Annotated in this window: 18 protein-coding genes; 7 read left to right on the top strand and 11 right to left on the bottom strand. The window is 63.7% G+C overall.

The window, feature by feature from the left end; all coding sequences use genetic code 11:
- Nucleotides 1–855 precede the first annotated feature (855 nt).
- The 10 genes from AB3X99_RS26965 to AB3X99_RS27010 form a co-directional block, all read right to left on the bottom strand.
- Entirely contained in the window at nt 856–1,179 is a 324-nt protein-coding gene (locus tag AB3X99_RS26965) for a hypothetical protein (protein WP_368618628.1), read from the bottom strand.
- A complete protein-coding gene (locus tag AB3X99_RS26970; protein ID WP_368618629.1) occupies nt 1,176–1,418 on the bottom strand; it encodes a helix-turn-helix transcriptional regulator in 243 nt (80 codons plus the stop codon). Before AB3X99_RS26970 ends, AB3X99_RS26965 begins: the two co-directional genes overlap by 4 nt.
- Nucleotides 1,419–2,179: 761 nt before the next feature.
- Nucleotides 2,180–3,232, bottom strand: a complete 1,053-nt coding sequence (locus AB3X99_RS26975; protein ID WP_368618630.1) for a porin — start codon at nt 3,230–3,232, stop codon at nt 2,180–2,182.
- A gap of 72 nt (nt 3,233–3,304) precedes the next feature.
- Nucleotides 3,305–3,850, bottom strand: coding sequence for an amino acid synthesis family protein (locus AB3X99_RS26980; RefSeq protein WP_368618631.1), 546 nt, complete (start codon nt 3,848–3,850; stop codon nt 3,305–3,307).
- Nucleotides 3,847–5,259, bottom strand: coding sequence for an amidase family protein (locus AB3X99_RS26985; protein ID WP_368618632.1), 1,413 nt, complete (start codon nt 5,257–5,259; stop codon nt 3,847–3,849). Before AB3X99_RS26985 ends, AB3X99_RS26980 begins: the two co-directional genes overlap by 4 nt.
- Before the next feature lie 53 nt (nt 5,260–5,312).
- Nucleotides 5,313–6,491 carry an ABC transporter substrate-binding protein gene (locus tag AB3X99_RS26990; RefSeq protein WP_368618633.1) on the bottom strand — a complete coding sequence of 393 codons (1,179 nt, stop codon included), beginning with the start codon at nt 6,489–6,491 and terminating at the stop codon, nt 5,313–5,315.
- Between the two features lie 26 nt (nt 6,492–6,517).
- Nucleotides 6,518–7,261, bottom strand: a complete 744-nt coding sequence (locus tag AB3X99_RS26995; RefSeq protein ID WP_368618634.1) for an ABC transporter ATP-binding protein — start codon at nt 7,259–7,261, stop codon at nt 6,518–6,520.
- A complete protein-coding gene (locus AB3X99_RS27000) occupies nt 7,248–7,982 on the bottom strand; it encodes an ABC transporter ATP-binding protein (protein WP_368618635.1) in 735 nt (244 codons plus the stop codon). Before AB3X99_RS27000 ends, AB3X99_RS26995 begins: the two co-directional genes overlap by 14 nt.
- The gene (locus AB3X99_RS27005) at nt 7,982–9,052 is read right to left on the bottom strand and encodes a branched-chain amino acid ABC transporter permease (RefSeq protein WP_368618636.1); all 1,071 of its coding nucleotides are present in this window, start codon (nt 9,050–9,052) and stop codon (nt 7,982–7,984) included. Before AB3X99_RS27005 ends, AB3X99_RS27000 begins: the two co-directional genes overlap by 1 nt.
- Before the next feature lie 4 nt (nt 9,053–9,056).
- On the bottom strand, nt 9,057–9,932 hold the full coding sequence (locus tag AB3X99_RS27010; RefSeq protein ID WP_368618637.1) for a branched-chain amino acid ABC transporter permease: 876 nt from the start codon (nt 9,930–9,932) through the stop codon (nt 9,057–9,059).
- 246 nt (nt 9,933–10,178) lie between these two features.
- Between AB3X99_RS27010 and AB3X99_RS27015 the strand changes: the two genes are divergently transcribed.
- Nucleotides 10,179–10,418, top strand: coding sequence for a helix-turn-helix domain-containing protein (locus tag AB3X99_RS27015; RefSeq protein WP_368618638.1), 240 nt, complete (start codon nt 10,179–10,181; stop codon nt 10,416–10,418).
- Between the two features lie 311 nt (nt 10,419–10,729).
- On the top strand, nt 10,730–12,154 hold the full coding sequence (locus tag AB3X99_RS27020) for an amidase family protein (protein WP_368618639.1): 1,425 nt from the start codon (nt 10,730–10,732) through the stop codon (nt 12,152–12,154).
- Between the two features lie 23 nt (nt 12,155–12,177).
- Here the strand turns inward: AB3X99_RS27020 and AB3X99_RS27025 are convergent, their stop codons facing one another.
- Entirely contained in the window at nt 12,178–13,044 is an 867-nt protein-coding gene (locus AB3X99_RS27025) for a FadR/GntR family transcriptional regulator (RefSeq protein ID WP_368618640.1), read from the bottom strand.
- 235 nt (nt 13,045–13,279) lie between these two features.
- Here AB3X99_RS27025 and AB3X99_RS27030 point away from each other — a divergent pair, with 235 nt between their 5' ends.
- The 5 genes from AB3X99_RS27030 (at nt 13,280) to AB3X99_RS27050 (ending at nt 18,465) form a co-directional block, all read left to right on the top strand.
- Nucleotides 13,280–14,605 carry an acyl-CoA dehydrogenase family protein gene (locus tag AB3X99_RS27030; protein WP_368618641.1) on the top strand — a complete coding sequence of 442 codons (1,326 nt, stop codon included), beginning with the start codon at nt 13,280–13,282 and terminating at the stop codon, nt 14,603–14,605.
- Nucleotides 14,592–14,873, top strand: a complete 282-nt coding sequence (locus tag AB3X99_RS27035; RefSeq protein ID WP_368618642.1) for an acyl carrier protein — start codon at nt 14,592–14,594, stop codon at nt 14,871–14,873. Before AB3X99_RS27030 ends, AB3X99_RS27035 begins: the two co-directional genes overlap by 14 nt.
- Nucleotides 14,874–14,991: 118 nt before the next feature.
- Nucleotides 14,992–15,885: a 3-oxoacyl-[acyl-carrier-protein] synthase III C-terminal domain-containing protein gene (locus AB3X99_RS27040; protein WP_368618643.1), complete on the top strand. Its 894-nt coding sequence runs from the start codon at nt 14,992–14,994 to the stop codon at nt 15,883–15,885.
- Nucleotides 15,882–16,829 carry a 3-oxoacyl-[acyl-carrier-protein] synthase III C-terminal domain-containing protein gene (locus tag AB3X99_RS27045; protein ID WP_368618644.1) on the top strand — a complete coding sequence of 316 codons (948 nt, stop codon included), beginning with the start codon at nt 15,882–15,884 and terminating at the stop codon, nt 16,827–16,829. The genes AB3X99_RS27040 and AB3X99_RS27045 overlap by 4 nt, the downstream gene beginning before the upstream one ends.
- A 25-nt stretch (nt 16,830–16,854) precedes the next feature.
- Nucleotides 16,855–18,465 (top strand): acyl-CoA ligase (AMP-forming), exosortase A system-associated, encoded by a 1,611-nt coding sequence (locus AB3X99_RS27050; RefSeq protein ID WP_368618645.1) that lies wholly within the window; start codon nt 16,855–16,857, stop codon nt 18,463–18,465.
- Nucleotides 18,466–18,479: the final 14 nt, after the last annotated feature.

Raw genomic sequence — 18,479 nt, forward strand, 5'->3', positions numbered from 1 at the left:
CCGTTCCGGACCGAATCGATGCGGCGTGTGAGCACATCCAGGCAAGCAACCACACCGCCCTGGACAGCAGATGACGAAGGTTGGCGTAGTAGCGCGTGCGGCGAGGATCATCATTAATCGACAGCAGACCTTCGGCGACACCCGCAATGAGCAGGCAAACGCGGCCACTGGCTGAGCCGGCCCTCCCCACGAGGACCCGAACCGGGTTGCGGGACGCGCTCCCATGATGTGGCGTGCTGGCGGGCACCTGTGCGCAGTGCGGCGGCACGGCAAGCTCCAGTGTCAACAACCGCCTGTGCGTAGCGCGAATCAGGCGACGGCCAAGCAGACAGATGAACACCGTCCGGTCCGGATTGTCATTTGCCGAAGTGATCAGAAGCATTCTCATGGCTCATCTTCCTCAGCCGCGCCCGCGGTCGATGAACCTGCAACAAAAAAGGAACCCGCGGCGCCGGGGAGGCTGACCGCGGGCTCAACGGGGGACCATTGCATCAACGCCAGAAAACAGAAAAGCCTGCAGATGCAGGCTTTTTTGCGATTGCGCCAAGGCACACCACGTCGTCGCACAGAATCGAACTGCGGGGCCGCTAACGCGTACTCGGTCGTGCAGGGCACGTTGACCGGATCAGATTGTTGACTTGACTCTAGACGGATGCGCAACCCAATGCAAGGGGCCTCACGCACCGTGCCGCCCTTCTCTTTACCCACGTGTTCCCAGTTGTTCCCACGTGCTCCCAGAATATATTCTGTGATCCGAAACCTTCAGCCCGTTGTTCGCCGCGCGCCAACGTGGGCGGAAGCGGACCAGGCACGTCACGCACTGGAACGAATCGCCCAGCCAGTTACTGCGCACCATCATGCGCTCTCGTCCGACGGATGCCAGCCGCCACTGTCCTGGTCCTCCGTCTTCAGGGCGCGCGCGAGTGCCGCGCGTGCGGCTGCCAGCGCGAGTTCGAACCCTTGCGCGGGCCGGCGCGGAATGTGCAGCCGCCGACAGACGACTTCGTGGGTGGCATGCCAGACGTAGACCATACGCAAGATCTCACGATGCCGCGGTTGCAGGGTTTGCCATGCGTTCATGATCCTCGCCGCATCGACGGGATCGTACGCACCGCGCGATGCATTGCCCCAATTCTCGAGCCGCCGGTGCAGCGGTGCGCGAGCAAGATCGCGACTCATGGCGCGTCTCCCTCTCGATTGTCACGTGCTGGCACTGGTGCCCGGTAACGGGCGGGACTCTCCAGAAACTGTTCGATGTCGGCCACACGCCATCCCACCAGCCGACCGCCCAGTGGTACAGCCAGAGGAAATGTTCCCGCTTGCATGCGACGGTAAATCGTTGAGCGCGACAGCCCTGTTCTCTCTTCGACCTGCCGGCGGCGCAAGATGCTGTGCGCGTCGCTGTGCCCGGTTGACATGGCCTTCCCCCCCAGAAAAGTGACCGGCCGGGTGTTGCCGGTACATGGGGGCATTCAAGCAGCGGTCAGGTCCGTCTTCCAAACCCGTCTTATCGACGGAAGCGCCCGTCGGACCGGCCGAACGACGTGCCGACGACGCACAACGTTTCAGTCCCGGACGACGGGTTTGTCCTGAACAGTTTCACGGGCACAACGCATGGAATAGTCAACACAAGACGGAAAATAGTCTTGCAGACAAAGGGGGTAACCGTCGCTTCAACGACGAGTGACGGCCACGCTGTCTTCGGATGAGTGGAAAAGGCGCACCGTTGAGGGTGGCGAGATGCCTTGTCCGTCCTGCGACTCGCAGAACGCGACGATCGGAGCTTGCGCGGTAGGCGCCTGCATGAACTACCACGAGTACGCGGTGCGAAAACTGCGGCTACGAATTGCCTGACCGTGTTTTGCCTGGTCGCAGGTGTACCGCGAGGCATCAACGAAGGGAACGACGCCTGAAGCGTTGCGATCCTGTCAGGCGAACGAACACCCCCGCATGAAATCCGCCATACGGCCGCATGCGGGCCTGCGTCGCTGGATTCGCGGCTGCTGAGACGCGTTGGCTCGAGACGGCTCAGGCACACCTCGATGGAAATTGCCCGTGACGTCCTGCCGGGCACGCTGGCTTCCGACGTGCTGGCAGCACGATCTGGAGCTGATGTCATCACACGTATATCGCCATCCGGCAGGCTGGTCAGGCGGTCCAGCCTGCTGGATCCAGCCGGTTAGAACTTCGTCCGGATACCGACGCCCAGACTGTTGCCTGACGACGCGCTGGTCATGGTGTCGTATCGCCATGCCGCATAGACGTCCGTGCGTTTCGAGAGTGGCTGGTCGTATCCCAGCACCACTGTCGACCAGCGGAGATCGCTGCCCTGCTGGGGACGTCGCAACGTGCCCGCCCAGGAGGCCAGTACGCTGCCCGTGCCAACCTGTACGCTCGACCCTACCTGAACGGTATCGTCGGTGAGCGCGTTGTTGTTGGTCACCCGTTCGTACTGCCAGTAGAGCTTCACCGCCTGAAGGCGATACGCCGCACCCGCGAGCCACGCCGTCTGCTCTGTCGCCCCGTTCAGGAAGAGCGACGCCGTGCGAAGGTTCTGGACTGCAGCTGTTGCGGAGAATGCCCCCGAGAAATAGATCACGTTCGCGCTATAGTTCGCCTGCCCTGCGTGGCCCGCGATACCCGCATTGCTGTACTGCACGCTTCCCGTGAAGCCAGCAACCTCCGGTGTCTGGTAGATGATCGAGTCGTCAATCGCCGTATCGCTTTGCACCGATGCTGCGCCCATCGCGGAACCGAGAAACGAGTGGACCACCATGGGCGAGAAGACGAAGGAGTTGCCAAACGGGTTGAAAAGCAGCGTGGAAACGAACAGCAGGGAATCATTACGCCCAAGGGTCAACTGACCGAACGGCCCGCTCAAACCGACGAACGCCCTGCGCCCGAAAAATGACTGCCCGTTGAAGGCACCGGACTCGCCGTTGTTGATCCGGAAAAAACTCTCGAGCGTGAAGATCGCCTTCATGGCGCCGCCCAGGTCCTCGGCACCCGACATGCCCCAGTACGATGTTGACAGTCCGCCCGAACCGACCTCCCACGCGTTGCCCGCCGAGCCAGGCGTACGCACCACCCCGGCAAACGCATCGGCGAGCCCGTAAAGGGACAACGACGACTGCGCGTGCGCCATCCCGGCTGTGGCGCACACCCCGAGCACAACCAGACCTCTACCCCATCTACCCCATCTACCCCATCTACCCCGTATATCCCTGCGCATGGCCACTCCTTCATTGTTTGTGAGTATTCTTCTGGTGCGCACGTGCCCGAGCGGCACGGTGTGTCGCGCGCGTCATCCCGACCTGACACGCGCGAGCGGCCTGCCGCGCTCGGCCAATGCAACGGCAACGAGCAGTTCATCCGGTGCCGGCGAATCGGGTACGCACAGCGATATCGTGTCGAAGTGGTCGAAGCTCCATATGTCCGTGACGTTGTGCAGGGGAATGTCGATGCACGCCCCCGCTGGCCCTCGCTTCGTTACGGACGGCATGATCGACGACGCGCCGGGCAGACAGCCACGCACGGCCTTGCCGAGTTGCGGATGCAGTAGCGCTGCGCCCCACTCAAGCGGCACGCCCGTGCCCACGAGTACCGCTTTTCCGTACCCCTCGATGTCTTGCCCGGCACAACCGAGCGCAAGCAGCGCCCGTCCGGTGAGCAACTGGCCGAGCTCGGCGCCCGTCGCATACAACGCCTCGAGTTCACCCGCGACATCCAGGTCGGTCGGCTTCAGCACGGCCGCGGCGACGATCTGACGATGCGCTGGGGTCACGACCGTGCCGAGTTCCGCGCACCGCTCGACGAGATGGATCACGATCCGCACAATCTGGACGTTCATGGCGCGATTCCCATGTCATCAGGAAAGCGCAATTCCTCTGGCGGTGCAGGAAAGGCTCCCCTCGCGCGCTCGTAAGCGCGAGCGGCCCGCAGCACGAGCGCATCGCTGCCCCGGGGCCCGATAATCTGCAGCCCGACTGGCAGATCACCAGCGAATCCGCAAGGTACGGATATCGCGGGCAGTCCGGTCTGGTTGCACCATGCCGTCAGCACAGGCGCCTGACGCGAATGGGCTCGCAACCCGGTAACCGGTGGCGGCCCGCAATGAAACGTCGGTGTGAGCAGCAGGTCGTACTGCTGGAAGAACGCCTCCATGGACGTCGTGAGCGCGTGACGGGCAAACAGCGCATCGGCGAGCGTCGCGGTGTCCACCTGTGCGCCCGCTTCCGCCAATGACTTGAGATCCGGATCCAGCAGTGACCGGTCTGCCTCTTCCATGTGCCGCACACGCTGTGCAAAAAACACGGACCACTGGATCGAATGCATGCGACCGTCCTGGTAGAAGTCCGCAAGCGGTGCGACTTCGGTCTCGGCCAGCCGCGCACCGAGCGCAGGGAATGTCCGGGCTTGCCTGCCGACACAATCCGCGATGTTCGGTGCCACCGATATGCCGGCCGGGGCGGCACAGTAGCCGATGCGCAGCCCCCCGATGCTGTCGTCGAGCGTGCCTGCGTATCTGGACACGGCTCCCTTTGCCGAACGTTCACCCCCTTCGTGCGTCATCGCATCAAGCATCAACGCCGCGTCGCGGACATCGCGCGTCATCGGCCCCAATGTGGACAGCGCCGTCCATGAAGTTGCTGAACCCGCAGGGACGAGCCCGAACGTCGGTTTGAACCCAACCACACCGCTCCAGCAGGCCGGAACCCGGATGGAGCCGCCGCCATCGGTCGCAAGCGACAACGGCCCCATGCCCAGCGCGACCGCGACGGCCGATCCGCCGCTGCTGCCTCCCGACGAGAGCCGTGTATCCCAGGGATTGCGCGTCGCGCCGGTGAGCGGACCGTCGGTGACAATCTTGTTGCCGAACTCGGAAGTCGTTGTCTTGCCAAACGGTATGGCGCCCGCGCGCCGCAATCGCGCCACCGCCGGCGCATCGGTGATTTCGCGATCCGGCGAAGTGGTCCGGGACCCATGCCGTGTCGGAAGACGGGACACGGCGACAAGATCCTTGACCGATACCGGTACACCATCAAGCGAACCGCAGGGCTCGCCGCGCATCCATCGGCGCTCCGCCTCGCAGGCAGCCGACATTGCCCTTTCCTCGTCGAGGGCACAGAAGGCGTTGACAACCGGATCGAGCTTAGTGATGCGGTCCAGTACCGCGCACATGACCTCTACGGGTGAGAGCGTGTGCTGCCGGAACGCGACAGCCAGCTGGCTCGCACTCAACATGACAATTTCACTCATTTTGTAGTCCTTATCAATTGGCTCGACCTTTTCCAGGATGCTGTGCCATGCGTCTATCCTTCACAAACCGGCGTCACCGGCCCCGTGGATTCGAGAATGGAAAAGCGGTTATCGGCAAGGGCCTGGCCAATCCGTGTCTGGCAGAGCATGTGAGCTCCGTCGTGGCTCACTCCGGTCTGGCCACGTGGCAGGGCAACGGAAACACCGGGCAGCGCGGCCCTGATGCGATCGGCATCCACACCACCTGCCGACCGGACGGCCTCGGCGAACAGCCGAATACCCGCATACGTGTTTTCGCCATGCGGCAGCACGACGGCATAGCGCCCCAGTCGCGGATCGTGTGCATCGGCGTAGTGCTCCGTATAGCGCGCGAGAAATGCCTGGTTTTGCGGGTTATCGATGCTCATGAAGTACGACGACACGCCGATTGTTCCAGTCGACGCGCCCGTGGTGGCAATCGAGAGGGATTCGTGCGCAATATCCGTCACAAGCTGCGGCTTCATTGCGAACGACCGGTACTGCTTCACGAAGGTCACCGGGTCGTCTCCGATGCTGTGCCATACGATCTGCGCATTCGCACTGGCAACGCGCTGCAGGACGGCACCATAGTCGCGCGTGCCGAAGGGTAGCCAGTAGACTTCGAGAAACGTCCCGCCATGCCGGGCCACCGCCGCCTGCAGTTGCGGAATCAGCACCTTGCGGTTGCTGCCGATGTCCGAGACGACAGCGCAGACTGATCTTCCTCCGCTACGCATGAGCCACGCAATGAGCGGCTCGATGCGCTGGTTTACCGCCAGACCAGTCGTGAGCAGTTGAGGGTCGCACCGCCCTTCGTCGAAGTTCGGATAGACGATGAGCTTTCGTGCTGCCCTCGCCGCCTGCAGCGCCGCTTCGCGCTCGGACGGCAGCACCATGCCCGTGATCATCGCGACGTCGTCACGCATGAAAAGCTGTCGCGCCTTCTCGAGTGTGACCGCCGTGGACATCTGCGTGTCTTCGACGCTCAGCTGAAGCGGCCGGCCAAGCAGTCCGCCCGCTGCGTTGATCTCGTCCACCGCCAGCTCGGCACAGTTGCGGTTAGTCTGTCCCACCCGCGTCAGGGGACCGCTAAGGGGTGCGAGCAGCCCGATCCTCAACGGAGCGGCGGCACGCGCGAACGGAGAGACAGCCGATGCAGCAAGGGATGCGGCTGCGCCAAGCAGCATACTTCGGGAAAAATCACGACGGTTCATGCAATTCTCACAAAAGGTCACTGGCTTCACTTGATGTGTTCCTGACGGAAATCCGCGGCAGGTTCTGCCGCCGGGGAGAGGTAGTGCGCGAGCGGGTGTTCGCCACTCCCACCTGGTTGCGGTTCGACGACGCCGGCGTGCACGAGGCGACCGTTACTGAGCACAATGCAGCGCCGTGCGCTCTGAAGTACGAGATCGAGGTTCTGTTCGACAAGGAGCACCGAGAGCTTCGAGCGACGACACAGTTCCGGGATGACTTCGCCGATACGCTCAACCAGGTTGGGCTGCACGCCATCGGACGGCTCATCCAGCAACAGCAGTTTTGGGCGGCCACACAGGGCGCGTGCGATGGCGAGAACCTGCTGCTCGCCGCCTGAGAGCGTGCCGCCCTGCTGTGACAGTCGCGACTTGAGCACCGGGAAGTAATCGAATACGTCGTCGAGGATGTCCGCCCCACCGGCGGCCCGCGTACCCATCAGCAGGTTCTCGCGCACGGTCAGTTTCGGAAAAATCCAGCGCCCCTGCGGAACCAGGCCGATGCCGCGTCGCGCGATCTCGTGCGTGCGCAGCCCCGTCACCGGCTGTTCCATAAAAACCACCTGCCCGCTCACACGTGGCAGCAAACCCATGATCGCCTTCACCAGGGTTGTCTTGCCCGCGCCGTTACAGCCCAGCACGCCGAGCACCTCGTCGGGCAGCACTTCCAGCGTCAGGTTATGGACCACATCCACGTCGCCGTATCCAGCGCACAGGTTTTCAATGCGCAACATGTGCCGCTCCCCGCCCCAGATAGATACGACGGATCTCCTCGTCGTTCGCGATCTCCGCATACGATCCGCGTCGAACCACCTCCCCGCGGTGCATCACCCATGTTTCGCATGCGAGAGACTGCACGAAGCCCAGGTCATGTTCGATGGCAAGTACCGCGCACCGCTCCCGTAGCCGGTGGATGAGGCGCACCAGCCGCTGCGCGTCCTTCGCGGACAGACCGGCTGCAGGCTCGTCAAGCAGCAGCAATGCAGGCTGGCACATGATCGCCATGCCGATTTCGAGCCACTGGCGCTCGCCGTGCGGCAGATGCGAGGCGAGCTCTCTCGCGCGCCCGGACAGGCCCACCTCTTCGAGCACCGCGTCGGGATCGGGCATCGGCGAAGCGCGGTGGGCCGCGACGCCAAGGCCCGCCACCACAAGGTTCTCGCGCACTGTCATCGTGAGGAAGGTATTGGTCCCCTGAAACTTGCGCACCACCCCCCGCTGGCAGAAGGCGTGCATCGGGCGCCCCGTCACGCGCTCGCCATCGAGATACAGGTCGCCAGACCCGGGCGCAATCGCGCCTGAAAGCAGGCCGACAAGCGTGCTTTTGCCCGCGCCGTTCGGTCCGATCACGCACAGCAGGTCGCGAGGCGCGATAGTGATGTCGACGCCCGCCACAGCGTTGATTCCGCCGAACGCGCGCGAGAGGCCCGTGCCTTGGAGAAACTGACCGTCCATTACCGGTCCTCCTGCGCGTGGGCTGCATGAACCGGTGGCCGGCTCCATCGCATGCGACCAACGCGGCGCACGGCCTCTACCAGTCCATCGAGTCGCAGTCCGTTTGGCACAAAGAGCACACATCCGAGAAACAGGCCACCCAGGATCAGCGGCCAGCCGTCCGTGCTATAGCTGGAAACGGTCTGCCTGAGCAGCGTCAGGACGACGGCGGCGACGACGGGACCGCCGGTCCTCCCCCGGCCGCCGATGGCCACCCACAGAATGACCTCCGTCGCGAAAACCGGCGAAAACACGTCAGGGGCCACCACCCCCGAACAGGCCGCCATCAAGGCGCCGGCGACGGCCGCAAGCGCGGCGGACATGACGAAAACGAACAGCAGGTGACACGAGGTGTGATAGCCGCATGCCTTTGCCCGCCATTCATTGGTTGCGATCGCATCGAGCACCTTGCCGTAGCAACCGCGGCACATGAGCCATAGCAGACCTGTCGCGGTAAGCAGAACAAGGGCCACGGCGTACCAGGAGGCGTTCGTTCCGGCCAGATCGAATGTGTAATTGCCAATGCTGAACGACAGACCGGGGATGCCGAGGATGCCCGTATCCCCTCCTGTGACCGACTGCCAGCTGACGGCGAGCTGCTGTGCGACGATCAGCACGGCCAGGCTGATAATGGCAAAGAAGTGAAGCCTCACCCCCGCAAAAAGCAGGAAATAGCCGATCACTGCGGCAACCGCCGCAGCGCTGAACACGCCCATAGCCAGCCCCGTCACAGGCGCATGTCCGAACTGGACGGTCGCGACGGCAAAGCCATATGCGCCCAGCCCCAGGAACGTCGTGTGCCCCAGTGTGAGCACTCCGGCCCGGCCCCAGAGCAGGTCATAGCTCAGCGCGAGAATGCCCATTACCAGCGCGTCGCGGACAGTCGAGAGCAGCCACGGACCCGCAACAAAAGGAGCGATCACCACAGCAGCCAGGGCTGCGCTCCACATCAGTATCGGCGCGACGTCTTTAGGCCCTAAAGGCGGCTGTGAGAACCATGGCCGCAGGCGGCCTGCATATTTTCCAGACATACTTTTATCCTTTACCGAGAAGCTGATGCGCCGCACTGAATCCCGGAATCAGCCCCTGTGGCCTGAACCGGATCATCACAATGGCAAGGACCAGCACAATTGCCGACGCCAGGGAGGGATCAACGCGATAGCCCAGCAGCGTTTCGGTTGCACCGATGACCGCACTGCCCAGGATGCTTCCCGCGATTGAGCCGATACCGCCGAGCACGATCACGAAGAAGGCCTTGGCGAGATAAGCGACACCCAGGTGTGATTCCACCGAAACCATGGGCGCGACGAGCACGCCTGCGAGCGAGGCGAGCGCGGCACCACCACAGAATGCGATGCGGTTCAGGCGCCGGGTGTCGATGCCTGCGGCTTCGGCCATCGCCGGGTGCTGGATCACGGCACGCAACTGCGTACCGAAGTGCGTACGGGCAAAGAGCAGCCAGCAGGCTGCCGTCACGGACAGGGCGACACCGATCACGAACAACCGGTAGGCCGGGTAACTTCCGCCGGGCACTGGCACCGCGCCGTCGAACGGTGCATACACAAGCATTGGCTGGGTCCCGAAGATGAGCTCCAGTGCCTTCTGCACGATCAGACTGATCGCATAGGTGGCGAGCAGCGTGTCCAGTGGTCGGTCATAGAGCCGCCGGATAATGAACCGCTCAAGGCACCATCCGAGTAGCGCCCCGACAACCGGGGCCGCCAGCAAGCCGAGCCAGAAGGCATCTTTCCCACCCACCGCCTGTGCGACCGCCAGCGCGTATGCACCGATCGTGACCCACTCGGCATGTGCAAGGTTCACGACGTCCATCATGCCGAACACCACTGCCAGGCCAAGCGCGATCATCGCGAGAAGACACACATACGTCAAAATATTTAGTAGTCCTATCATCACCCTCTCACATATGGAGTAAATCCAACAGGTAGCCTCTTCCCCCTGCGGCAGCCCTCTCGAGCTGCCGCATGCTACGTTACGAGACACCCCTACCGTTCAAGTACCGCTGTCCAAGGCAGCACACCATTCTTTTCACAGTATATTGTGAATTTTTGGTCGACAAACACCCGTTTACACAATTTATTGTGAATTTCTATTCGTTCGTTCCCCGATACTCGATTTGCCCAGTTCAATCGAGTCCGCATGACCAAGGAAGCACTTATCAAGGCTGTCGGGAAAGAGATCCGCGCGCGCCGCAAGCTGAAAAAGCTGACGCAGGCGGGCCTGGCGCTGCGCGCCAACGTTCACCCAAACACCATCTCACTCGTCGAGCGCGCGAAAACGATCGCTGGATTCGACGCCCTGATCGACATCGCCGATGCACTCGGTGTGCCGTTGTCACAACTGATCAAGGCCGCGGAAGATCGCGCCAGTGCCCGCTGATTATCCGCGGCACTTCACAATCCCTCGCAAGACCACAATCATTAGCGGCTCCGTGCGACCGCTCATTGTGGCCTGCCCGCCGCGACTGCATCTCGCGACAAATTTCTGCCATGCCCCGCGACGAGACTACTAGTGTCTCGTTCCTTCGGGCCGTCGCACGCCTAATTTATTGCAATTAAGTTATCGCTGCAAGATGAGAGTGTCAACCGATCCTTGTGGAGTGTAAACCCTATGCAGGCCATGTCGATCTCAAGTTGACATCACACTCGTTGAGCAATATCGTCTATTTGTTATAATTAATTGGGGACGACATGTCGGACGATCTTTGCGAACTCACAGCGCAGCAGCTCCACGAGCTTTACCACTCAGGCAGGGCGTCACCCGTAGAGGTTATGACGGCGGTACTCCACCGGATCGAACGGGTCGATTCCACCGTCAACGCGTTCTGCCAGATAGCGCCAGACGCGCTCGACATGGCCCGCGCATCAGAAGCACGATGGCAACGCAAACGTCCTCTCAGCGCTCTCGACGGGGTGCCGGTCAGCATCAAGGACAATGTGGCGGTTTCAGGGCTAGCTACGCGCCACGGTTCACGTGTCACGGACGACACCTCAGCGCCAGACGACAGCCCGTGCGTTGCGAGACTTCGCGAGTCTGGCGCCATCTGCTTCGCGAAGACCACCCTGCCCGAATTCGCCCACAAGATCGTCACCGACAGCCCCCTCACGGGCGTCACGCGCAACCCCTGGGACACAACCCGCACCCCCGGCGGCAGTAGCGGAGGGGCCGCGGCAGCCGTCTCACTTGGCATGGCACCAGCGGCGATCGGCACGGATGGCGGTGGATCGATCCGGATTCCGGCCGCATTTACGGGCACCTTCGGCTTCAAGCCGAGCTTCGGGCGCGTGCCCCATGCGCCACGCGGGCCATTCGGGCTGTTGAGCCACGTTGGCCCGTTGACCCGCTGCGTCGCGGATGCCGCCCGCGTTCTGACGGTCATCAGCCGTCCGGATAACCGCGACTGGTACGCGTTACCGTTCGAGCCCAACGACTATGAGCTTGGCCTGAAGTGCAAGCCGACGCCTGGCGGCATCCGTATCGCGCACAGCCCGTCTCTTGGACTGGACGTCATGCCGGACCCGGATGTGCGCGAAGCACTCGCACGGGCGGCCAGCACCTTTCGCGAGCTCGGCGCGCGCGTGCAGAGGGGGGATCCGCCGGGCGTAGCCCGCTGCAATGCCATTCACTCGATCTTGTGGCCGGCCTGCTGCCGCCAGCTCACCGCGGGCATGGCTGACGGCGGCGCGGCACTCGATCCGTCGCTGCAGGCTTACGCCAATGGAGGCGCCGCGATATCGCGCGAAGCACTGCTCGGCGCGTTGATCGAGAGGGGCGAACTGGGCGCCGCTGTCAATACGTTCTTCGAGCGACATGACCTCGTCGTCTGCCCTGTCTATCCGCGCGTCGCCATGCGGTTTGACGAGCTTTCAGCCGTCGACGAGCTGTTTCCTCACTTCACTGCATGGTGCAACCAGCTCGGGCTTCCTGCGGCGAGCATTTACGCAGGCACCACTTCGGAAGGCATGCCGGTCGGCATACAGATCGTCGGCGGCCGTCACGCCGACGCGCTCGTGCTCTGGGCAAGCCACATGCTGGAGCTCGCGCTCGGAAGGGCGCCCCTGACCGATCTGGTACACCGACTATCCTGGTCCATCGAAGGTCGTAAGGGACCCTGAATCGGGTAGGTCCCCGGCAAGGCTTACGACTTGCGCGTACGGGGTCTGGATTTATCCGCGATGGCTCGCTTCCTGGTGTGCAGATCAAGATCTGAGTCCAGCACCAGCTTTTGCCGCAAGGCTGCGTGCACTGTCCGAAGCTGCCCTTCCGCTTCGTCCATATGCGCTGCCATGAGCCTCTCTACGGACCCTGCATCCCGACGCCGTGCCGCCTCAAGGATTGCGCGGTGAGCTGCGACCGTCTGTCGCCCAAACGCCTGGTAATCGTCGTGTGTCACGTTACCTGCCACAATGACCAGGCTATGCAGCATCTGGTTGATGATCTGGCAGGTGCTCCGAAGAAACGCGTTCGGATTGGCTGCAGCCAGCACATCATGAAAGCGGATGTCCTCATGGCGCTGGTCAAGCGCACGTTCATGGCTCGCGGTGAACGGCTCGCACACCGCCACACTGCGCTCGAGTGCGTCCAGGTCCGCCTGCGTCAGGTGCTCGACTGCGCCTGACGCCAGTTTCGGCTCCAGCACGCGCCGCACGGCGTAGATGTCCTCAAGGCTGACGCTCTCGAAAAACAGGTAGTTCTGCAATGACTGGAACGCCCGCACAAGGGGTACACGCGTAATCGTTGCTCCCCCGTCCGGTCCCGTGCTCAGCCGCACAAGGCCCTGCACCTCCAGTGACTTGAGTGCATCGCGTATCGATCCCCGGCTGACATTGAATATGTCCTGCAGCTCGGCCTCCTTGTTCAACCGCATTCCCGGCCGCAGCTTTCCATCGGTAATCCAGCTCTTGATGAGCTCAGCCACCTGGTCTCCGCGCTTGGTCGTTCGGGGGCCCCCTTTATCCCGTTGCGGCACCGGTTCTTCTCCTGTCGTCTGTTTTCGCGCTGCCATACGTCACACCTGCAGTTGGCCTTCATCGTTCGTCTGAACGCCATTATCGGTCATCCGCGTCACGCAGTCGCGATGACATCCCCGCGAACGCCCCCCGATGCAACACCTCCCAGTGTTCGGAGGTGACGACGCTCATCGCGGTGCCTACGCTCATTGCCACACGATGCGCGAACCTGACCTGCGGGTTGGTGATCGCAGCGACCAGGCGCAGGTGCGCCCGCCTGAAGGACATGTCATGACCAGCCTTGAGCAGACGTCGCAGCAGCCTCACACCATCGACGACATCGGTGCGGCGCTGGCAGATCGCGGACTCGATCTCGAACTGCTCGCCAGGCGCATGCGCGCCCTCAGCCCCGAATCGGACGCGACCGGCCAGATCGCCGGCCCGCCCTGGCGTGCGGCTGACGTCAGCGCCCTGAACATGAATCTCGTGCCCACACGCTACGGCGGTTGTCCGATTCTGCAGTCCCTGGTGGCGCAGGCAACGTTGATGGCCTGTCTCGGCGAAGCCGATGCAAGCCTCGCCCTTGCGCTGCCGGGCCCAGGCCTCGCCATGCCACCTGTCGCTGCGCTCGCCTCGACGCAACAGCAGACCCGGTTTTTCCAGCGATTCCAGTCGGACGCGCCGCGTTGGGGCGCGTTCGCCATCACCGAGCCGGACAGTGGCTCCGACGCGAGCGCCATGCGTACCAGTGCGCGCAAGACAGGCCGCGGCTGGGTCCTGAACGGCACAAAATGCTTCATCACGAACGGCGCACGCGCCGACTGCGTGATCACGTTTGCGACGATCAACCGGCAGATGGGCCGCTACGGTATCCGTGCCTTCGTTGTGGACTGCGATTCGCCGGGATTCACGGTATCGCGCATTGATCGGATGGCGGGCTTGCGCGCCACGCAGCTCGCCGTCCTCTCCTACACGGACTGCGAGGTAACCGACGACGCACTGCTTGCCCGTGGCGACGAAAAGCCACTCGACGACGCATTCGCCGGTGCACAGCGCGCCTGGGACTACTTCAGGCCACTGCTTTCCGCGGTCATGGTCGGCACCTGCCGGCGCGTACGCGCGGAGCTCGCCGCCTGGCTCGGTGCAGGCGGCACGCCCGCGAACAGGCATCACCGCGTGGCGAGCGTGGAAAGGTGCCTGCTCGACATCGACCGCCAGATTGCGGCCGCGTGGCTGCTCTGCCACTGCACGGCGTGGAAAGCGGATCGTGGCATTGCAACCTCGCTGGATTCATCCATGACCAAGGCGTTTGCCTCGCGCGTGGCCGCGCGGGTGACGCGCGCGGCGATGGATCTCGCCGGCATCGAGGGTATCGCTGCCTGTCCGTCACTAGAGCAGGGTTACCGGGACGCCAGGGCATTCGACATCATGGAAGGTACCGGCGATCTGCAGCGGCTCATGATCGCGCGGGCAGCGCAACGATCAACGGCTCGCCCCTGGGACATCGCAAACGCGACTTGCGAGTGCCGCACCGCGCCCGACTCATCACCGGGCTTCTCGCCTGACAAAGCCACCGCCCACCGATCCGGGCAGGAGACACCTCATGACGACGTCTGACACGCAAGGTCCCGCACGCGAGGCACTCGCCGCCACTATCCGGTCATGCCTGCTGTCGGCTATCGGCAGCACCATGCCTGCCGAGTTGATCGCGGACGACACGAACCTCTTCGACGTTGGTGTCGACTCCATGAACATGACAGACCTGCTTCTGCAGCTCGAGCAGCGCTTCGCCTTCACGCTCGCGCCGGAGGATCTCTCTGCCGACCTGTTCCTGCGTTTTGGCAACCTCGTGTCCTTCGTGGAATCCCATGTCCGCCGTAACTGACACCGTCCGCGGGCAGGCATGCATCGCGGCCACGGCACGGTATGTCCCACAGACGCGCGTTCGGCCCGATCTCGCGTTGCAGCCGCCGGCCACACATTCATCCGCACGGGAGACCGTCATGCAATCGGTGTATGCCGATACGCTGCGCTGGAGCCGCGAGGTGACGGATCCAGGTCCCGTCGCACACTTGTCGGCGACAGCGCGCACCGCAATGCCGCTGCATGTCGCCTGCGAACCCCACCTGCTCCTCTCGGAAATGGCATCCAGGGTAGCCGCCGAAGCGCTCGGGCAGTGTCCAGGCAGCAAGACCGTCGCTCCGGACCAGGTCATCGTCTGTGCGACAAGTTTCGAGCAGGACCTTGCGCTTTCGTGTGCGGGTCGCTTGCATGGCGAACTGGGTTCGACGGGTGTACCGTTCGCGGTTGGACAGCTGCAGGGCGTTTCCTTCTTTCTTGCGCTGCAGATGGTGTGCGACATGATGGCCGGCGATGAGCACATGCGCTGTGCACTGATCGTGGGCGCCGAACGCTGGCTGCCACCGTTTTCCCGGCTGGCCGGATCGCTAACCGCATTGGCTGACGGTGCGGCTGCCGTACTCGTCAGGCGACGCCTTCGTCCCGCCTGGGATGTGCTCGCGGTCAACGTGCAGACGCCTTCGGCTCCCGTGGCACCCCACGATGCCTGTGTCGATGAATCTCGCGTGGCCGAACTCATCGGGCTGACGTGTATGCAGGCAGGCGTGACAGCCGGGGTAATCGACTGGATTGTTCCTGCGCACATCGACCTGACGCTCGCACGCAGGGTCAGCGCGCAGGCCCGCCTGCCCGAGCCGATGTGGTATCCGGGCCTGGACGACACCGGATACCTGTGTGCCGCCGACACACCCGCACAGCTCGACGCACTGCTGCGCTCGGCCGCTGTGTCAGACGGACAGCACATCCTGCTGTGGTCAGCCGGCTTTCAGGGACAGGCCGGCTGCGCGATCCTCCAGTACCGCGCGAGCCAGTCATGACCGGGCCGGCAACCCGCTCCTGGCTCTCACTGTCCGGCATCGCGTTCAGCCTGCCCGCGCGCACGGTTGATGCCAATACCTGGGCCTGTCGCTGCGGATTTCCCGAGGCACGCGCGAGCGCGCTGCTGCGCAACGGTGTGCAGCAGTTCCACGACGCTGCGTCGGCATCCCCCGTGACCTTCGCGTGTGAGGCGGTTGCTGCCCTGCTCGAGGACACCGGCGCAACACCGGCAAGCATCGATGCGCTCGTCTACACCCATACCATCCAGAGCAGCGTCCTGGCACCGCCTGCCGGTACCGCGGCATTCATCCAGTCCCGCATGGGACTGGATCATGCGCTCGCGTTCTCGGTGATGCAGCAGAACTGTGTCTCGCCGATGGCCGCAATCCGCGTCCTTCGCGTGCTCACCGTGGCAGGTCGCCCCATCCAGCGGGCAATCGTCGTCTGTTCGGACGTGGTGGGCTCCGGCTGCGACCCGCTACGCGCTATCGAGGACCTCGCGCTGCATAGCGACGGCGCATGCGCAATCCTGCTCGAGCGCGGCGCAGGCTGCAACGCCATCGTGGGCCTACACCTGTATACGGACGGCCGTTACTTTCGCGGCACAGACGATGACCTGCAGCCCGTGCCGGATGAGCGCTACTACTGGTCGGCATTCACGACGATGCGTACGGCGCTGCGACAGGCAGACGTTGCGGCCGGTGAACTCATCCATGTGCTGCCTCACCACGTCAACCTCTGCGGCTGGCAACGTCTCATGGCCATGCTGGGCGTGCCGCAGGAGCGGCTTTTCACGGCAAATTTCGCACGCCTTGGCCACGTGTTCGGCGCCGATCCGTTCATCAACCTGCACACCGCGCCGCGCGCACAACCGGGCTCACACTCCCTGCTGTTCTCTAGCGGACTCGCCGGCTGCTTTGGCGCGATGGTGATCCGCCATTGACTCTCATCCTCGTCGCAATCCGCCCATGAGAAACCTCCTTGACCTTGTGCAGTCCGTAGCCTGCCGCACACCTGACGCGCAGGCGCTCGTGTGCGGCGATAGCCGCCTGTCCTATCTCGAACTGCTAAAACGCAGCCGTGCGTTCGGGTGCGCCCTGTCCTCACTCGGCATCGCTCCGGGAGAACGCGTCGCGATCTTTCTCGACAAGCGAATCGAGACCGTCGTCTCGATGCTCGGTGCCTGCGCAGCAGGCTGCGTGTTCGTCCCGGTCAATCCACTACTGAAACCCACACAGGTGGCCCACGTGCTACACGACAGCGGTGCGCGGTGTCTCGTCACCTCGGCCTTGCGCGCCCGCTCGCAGGCTGCAGAAGGCCTTGCGCCAGTATCCGACCTGATCGTGGTAGACGAGCCGCCAGCGTTCTGCGCCCCGGGAACGCTCAGGTTGCATCGCTGGCCGCATCACGACATCGCGCCCGGCAACGCCTCGATGCCGGCGTCGTCCACGCCCGGCATTGACACCGACCTTGCTGCCCTGCTCTACACCTCCGGCTCGACAGGGCTGCCCAAGGGCGTAATGCTCAGTCACCGGAACCTGCTTGAGGGTGCCTGGAGCGTCGCGCAGTATCTGCGTCACACGCCGTCCGACCGCATCCTTGCGCTGCTCCCACTGAGCTTCGATGCCGGCCTGAGCCAGCTCACCTCGGCCTGGTCCGCTGGCGCAACAGCTGTCCTGCTGAACTACCTCACAGCGCAGGATGCCGTGCTCGCATGCGAGCGCGAAAGCATCACGGCCATCACCGGTGTACCGCCGCTGTGGATGCAGCTCGCGGGCGCAACGTGGCCAGACGGGCCGCGCCATGCAGTGCGCTACTTCGCAAATACTGGCGGTCACCTCCCGTTGCCCGTGCTGCAAAAGCTCAGGGCGCTCTTCCCCCGTGCCGCGCCGTACCTGATGTACGGGCTGACCGAGGCATTCCGCTCCACCTGGCTCGATCCCGTCCAGATCGACCGGCGGCCAGACTCGATCGGCAGGGCCGTGCCCAATGCGCGGATCCTGGTGGTCCGTGCGGATGGTACGCCTTGCGCGCCCGACGAACCCGGCGAGCTGGTACACGTGGGCGCGTGCGTCACACTCGGTTACTGGAACGATGCCATGCGGACTGCGCAACGCTATCGCCCCTCGCCCGAAGTGAAGCCGGGCGGTGCGCCGCGTGACATGGCGGTCTGGTCCGGCGACCTCGTGCGGTGCGACAGCGAAGGTTTTCTGTACTTCATTGCCCGCAACGACGCCCAGATCAAGAGTTCCGGCTACCGGATCAGTCCGGAGGAAATCGAGGAAACGGCTCACGCAAGCGGCCTCGTCATCGAAGCCGTCGCGCTGGGCATCCCCGATGACGCGCTAGGCGAAGCAGTGGCGCTGCTCGTGGTCCTGGCCGGTGACTCGGATATCGATGACCTGCGCCACTGGTGCGCGCAGCGCCTGCCACGTTACATGGCTCTGCGGGAGATCATCAGTTGTCCCGGGATTCCGCGCAATCCCAACGGCAAGTTTGACCGGGTGGCGCTGCGCAGTACGGTTGCCGTGTCTGGATTCGCCTCGCTCGCGCACCATTCAGGGGAGAAGGCATCGTGAGCTTGCCTCTCAAT

This window comes from Paraburkholderia sp. BR10882 (genome assembly GCF_040948855.1).
GTDB classification, from domain to species: domain Bacteria; phylum Pseudomonadota; class Gammaproteobacteria; order Burkholderiales; family Burkholderiaceae; genus Paraburkholderia; species Paraburkholderia nodosa_A.

Bases quoted from the DNA above. Each gene is read 5' to 3' on its own strand.
- AB3X99_RS26980 (WP_368618631.1), bottom strand. From the start codon at position 3,850: ATGAACGTCCAGATTGTGCGGATCGTGATCCATCTCGTCGAGCGGTGC.
- AB3X99_RS26990 (WP_368618633.1), bottom strand. From the start codon at position 6,491: ATGAACCGTCGTGATTTTTCCCGAAGTATGCTGCTTGGCGCAGCCGCA.
- AB3X99_RS27050 (WP_368618645.1), top strand. From the start codon at position 16,855: ATGAGAAACCTCCTTGACCTTGTGCAGTCCGTAGCCTGCCGCACACCT.
- AB3X99_RS26965 (WP_368618628.1), bottom strand. From the start codon at position 1,179: ATGAGTCGCGATCTTGCTCGCGCACCGCTGCACCGGCGGCTCGAGAAT.
- AB3X99_RS27030 (WP_368618641.1), top strand. From the start codon at position 13,280: ATGACCAGCCTTGAGCAGACGTCGCAGCAGCCTCACACCATCGACGAC.
- AB3X99_RS27015 (WP_368618638.1), top strand. From the start codon at position 10,179: ATGACCAAGGAAGCACTTATCAAGGCTGTCGGGAAAGAGATCCGCGCG.
- AB3X99_RS26975 (WP_368618630.1), bottom strand. From the start codon at position 3,232: ATGCGCAGGGATATACGGGGTAGATGGGGTAGATGGGGTAGATGGGGT.
- AB3X99_RS27020 (WP_368618639.1), top strand. From the start codon at position 10,730: ATGTCGGACGATCTTTGCGAACTCACAGCGCAGCAGCTCCACGAGCTT.
- AB3X99_RS26985 (WP_368618632.1), bottom strand. From the start codon at position 5,259: ATGAGTGAAATTGTCATGTTGAGTGCGAGCCAGCTGGCTGTCGCGTTC.
- AB3X99_RS27000 (WP_368618635.1), bottom strand. From the start codon at position 7,982: ATGGACGGTCAGTTTCTCCAAGGCACGGGCCTCTCGCGCGCGTTCGGC.
- AB3X99_RS26995 (WP_368618634.1), bottom strand. From the start codon at position 7,261: ATGTTGCGCATTGAAAACCTGTGCGCTGGATACGGCGACGTGGATGTG.
- AB3X99_RS27005 (WP_368618636.1), bottom strand. From the start codon at position 9,052: ATGTCTGGAAAATATGCAGGCCGCCTGCGGCCATGGTTCTCACAGCCG.
- AB3X99_RS26970 (WP_368618629.1), bottom strand. From the start codon at position 1,418: ATGTCAACCGGGCACAGCGACGCGCACAGCATCTTGCGCCGCCGGCAG.
- AB3X99_RS27035 (WP_368618642.1), top strand. From the start codon at position 14,592: ATGACGACGTCTGACACGCAAGGTCCCGCACGCGAGGCACTCGCCGCC.
- AB3X99_RS27010 (WP_368618637.1), bottom strand. From the start codon at position 9,932: ATGATAGGACTACTAAATATTTTGACGTATGTGTGTCTTCTCGCGATG.
- AB3X99_RS27040 (WP_368618643.1), top strand. From the start codon at position 14,992: ATGCAATCGGTGTATGCCGATACGCTGCGCTGGAGCCGCGAGGTGACG.
- AB3X99_RS27025 (WP_368618640.1), bottom strand. From the start codon at position 13,044: ATGGCAGCGCGAAAACAGACGACAGGAGAAGAACCGGTGCCGCAACGG.
- AB3X99_RS27045 (WP_368618644.1), top strand. From the start codon at position 15,882: ATGACCGGGCCGGCAACCCGCTCCTGGCTCTCACTGTCCGGCATCGCG.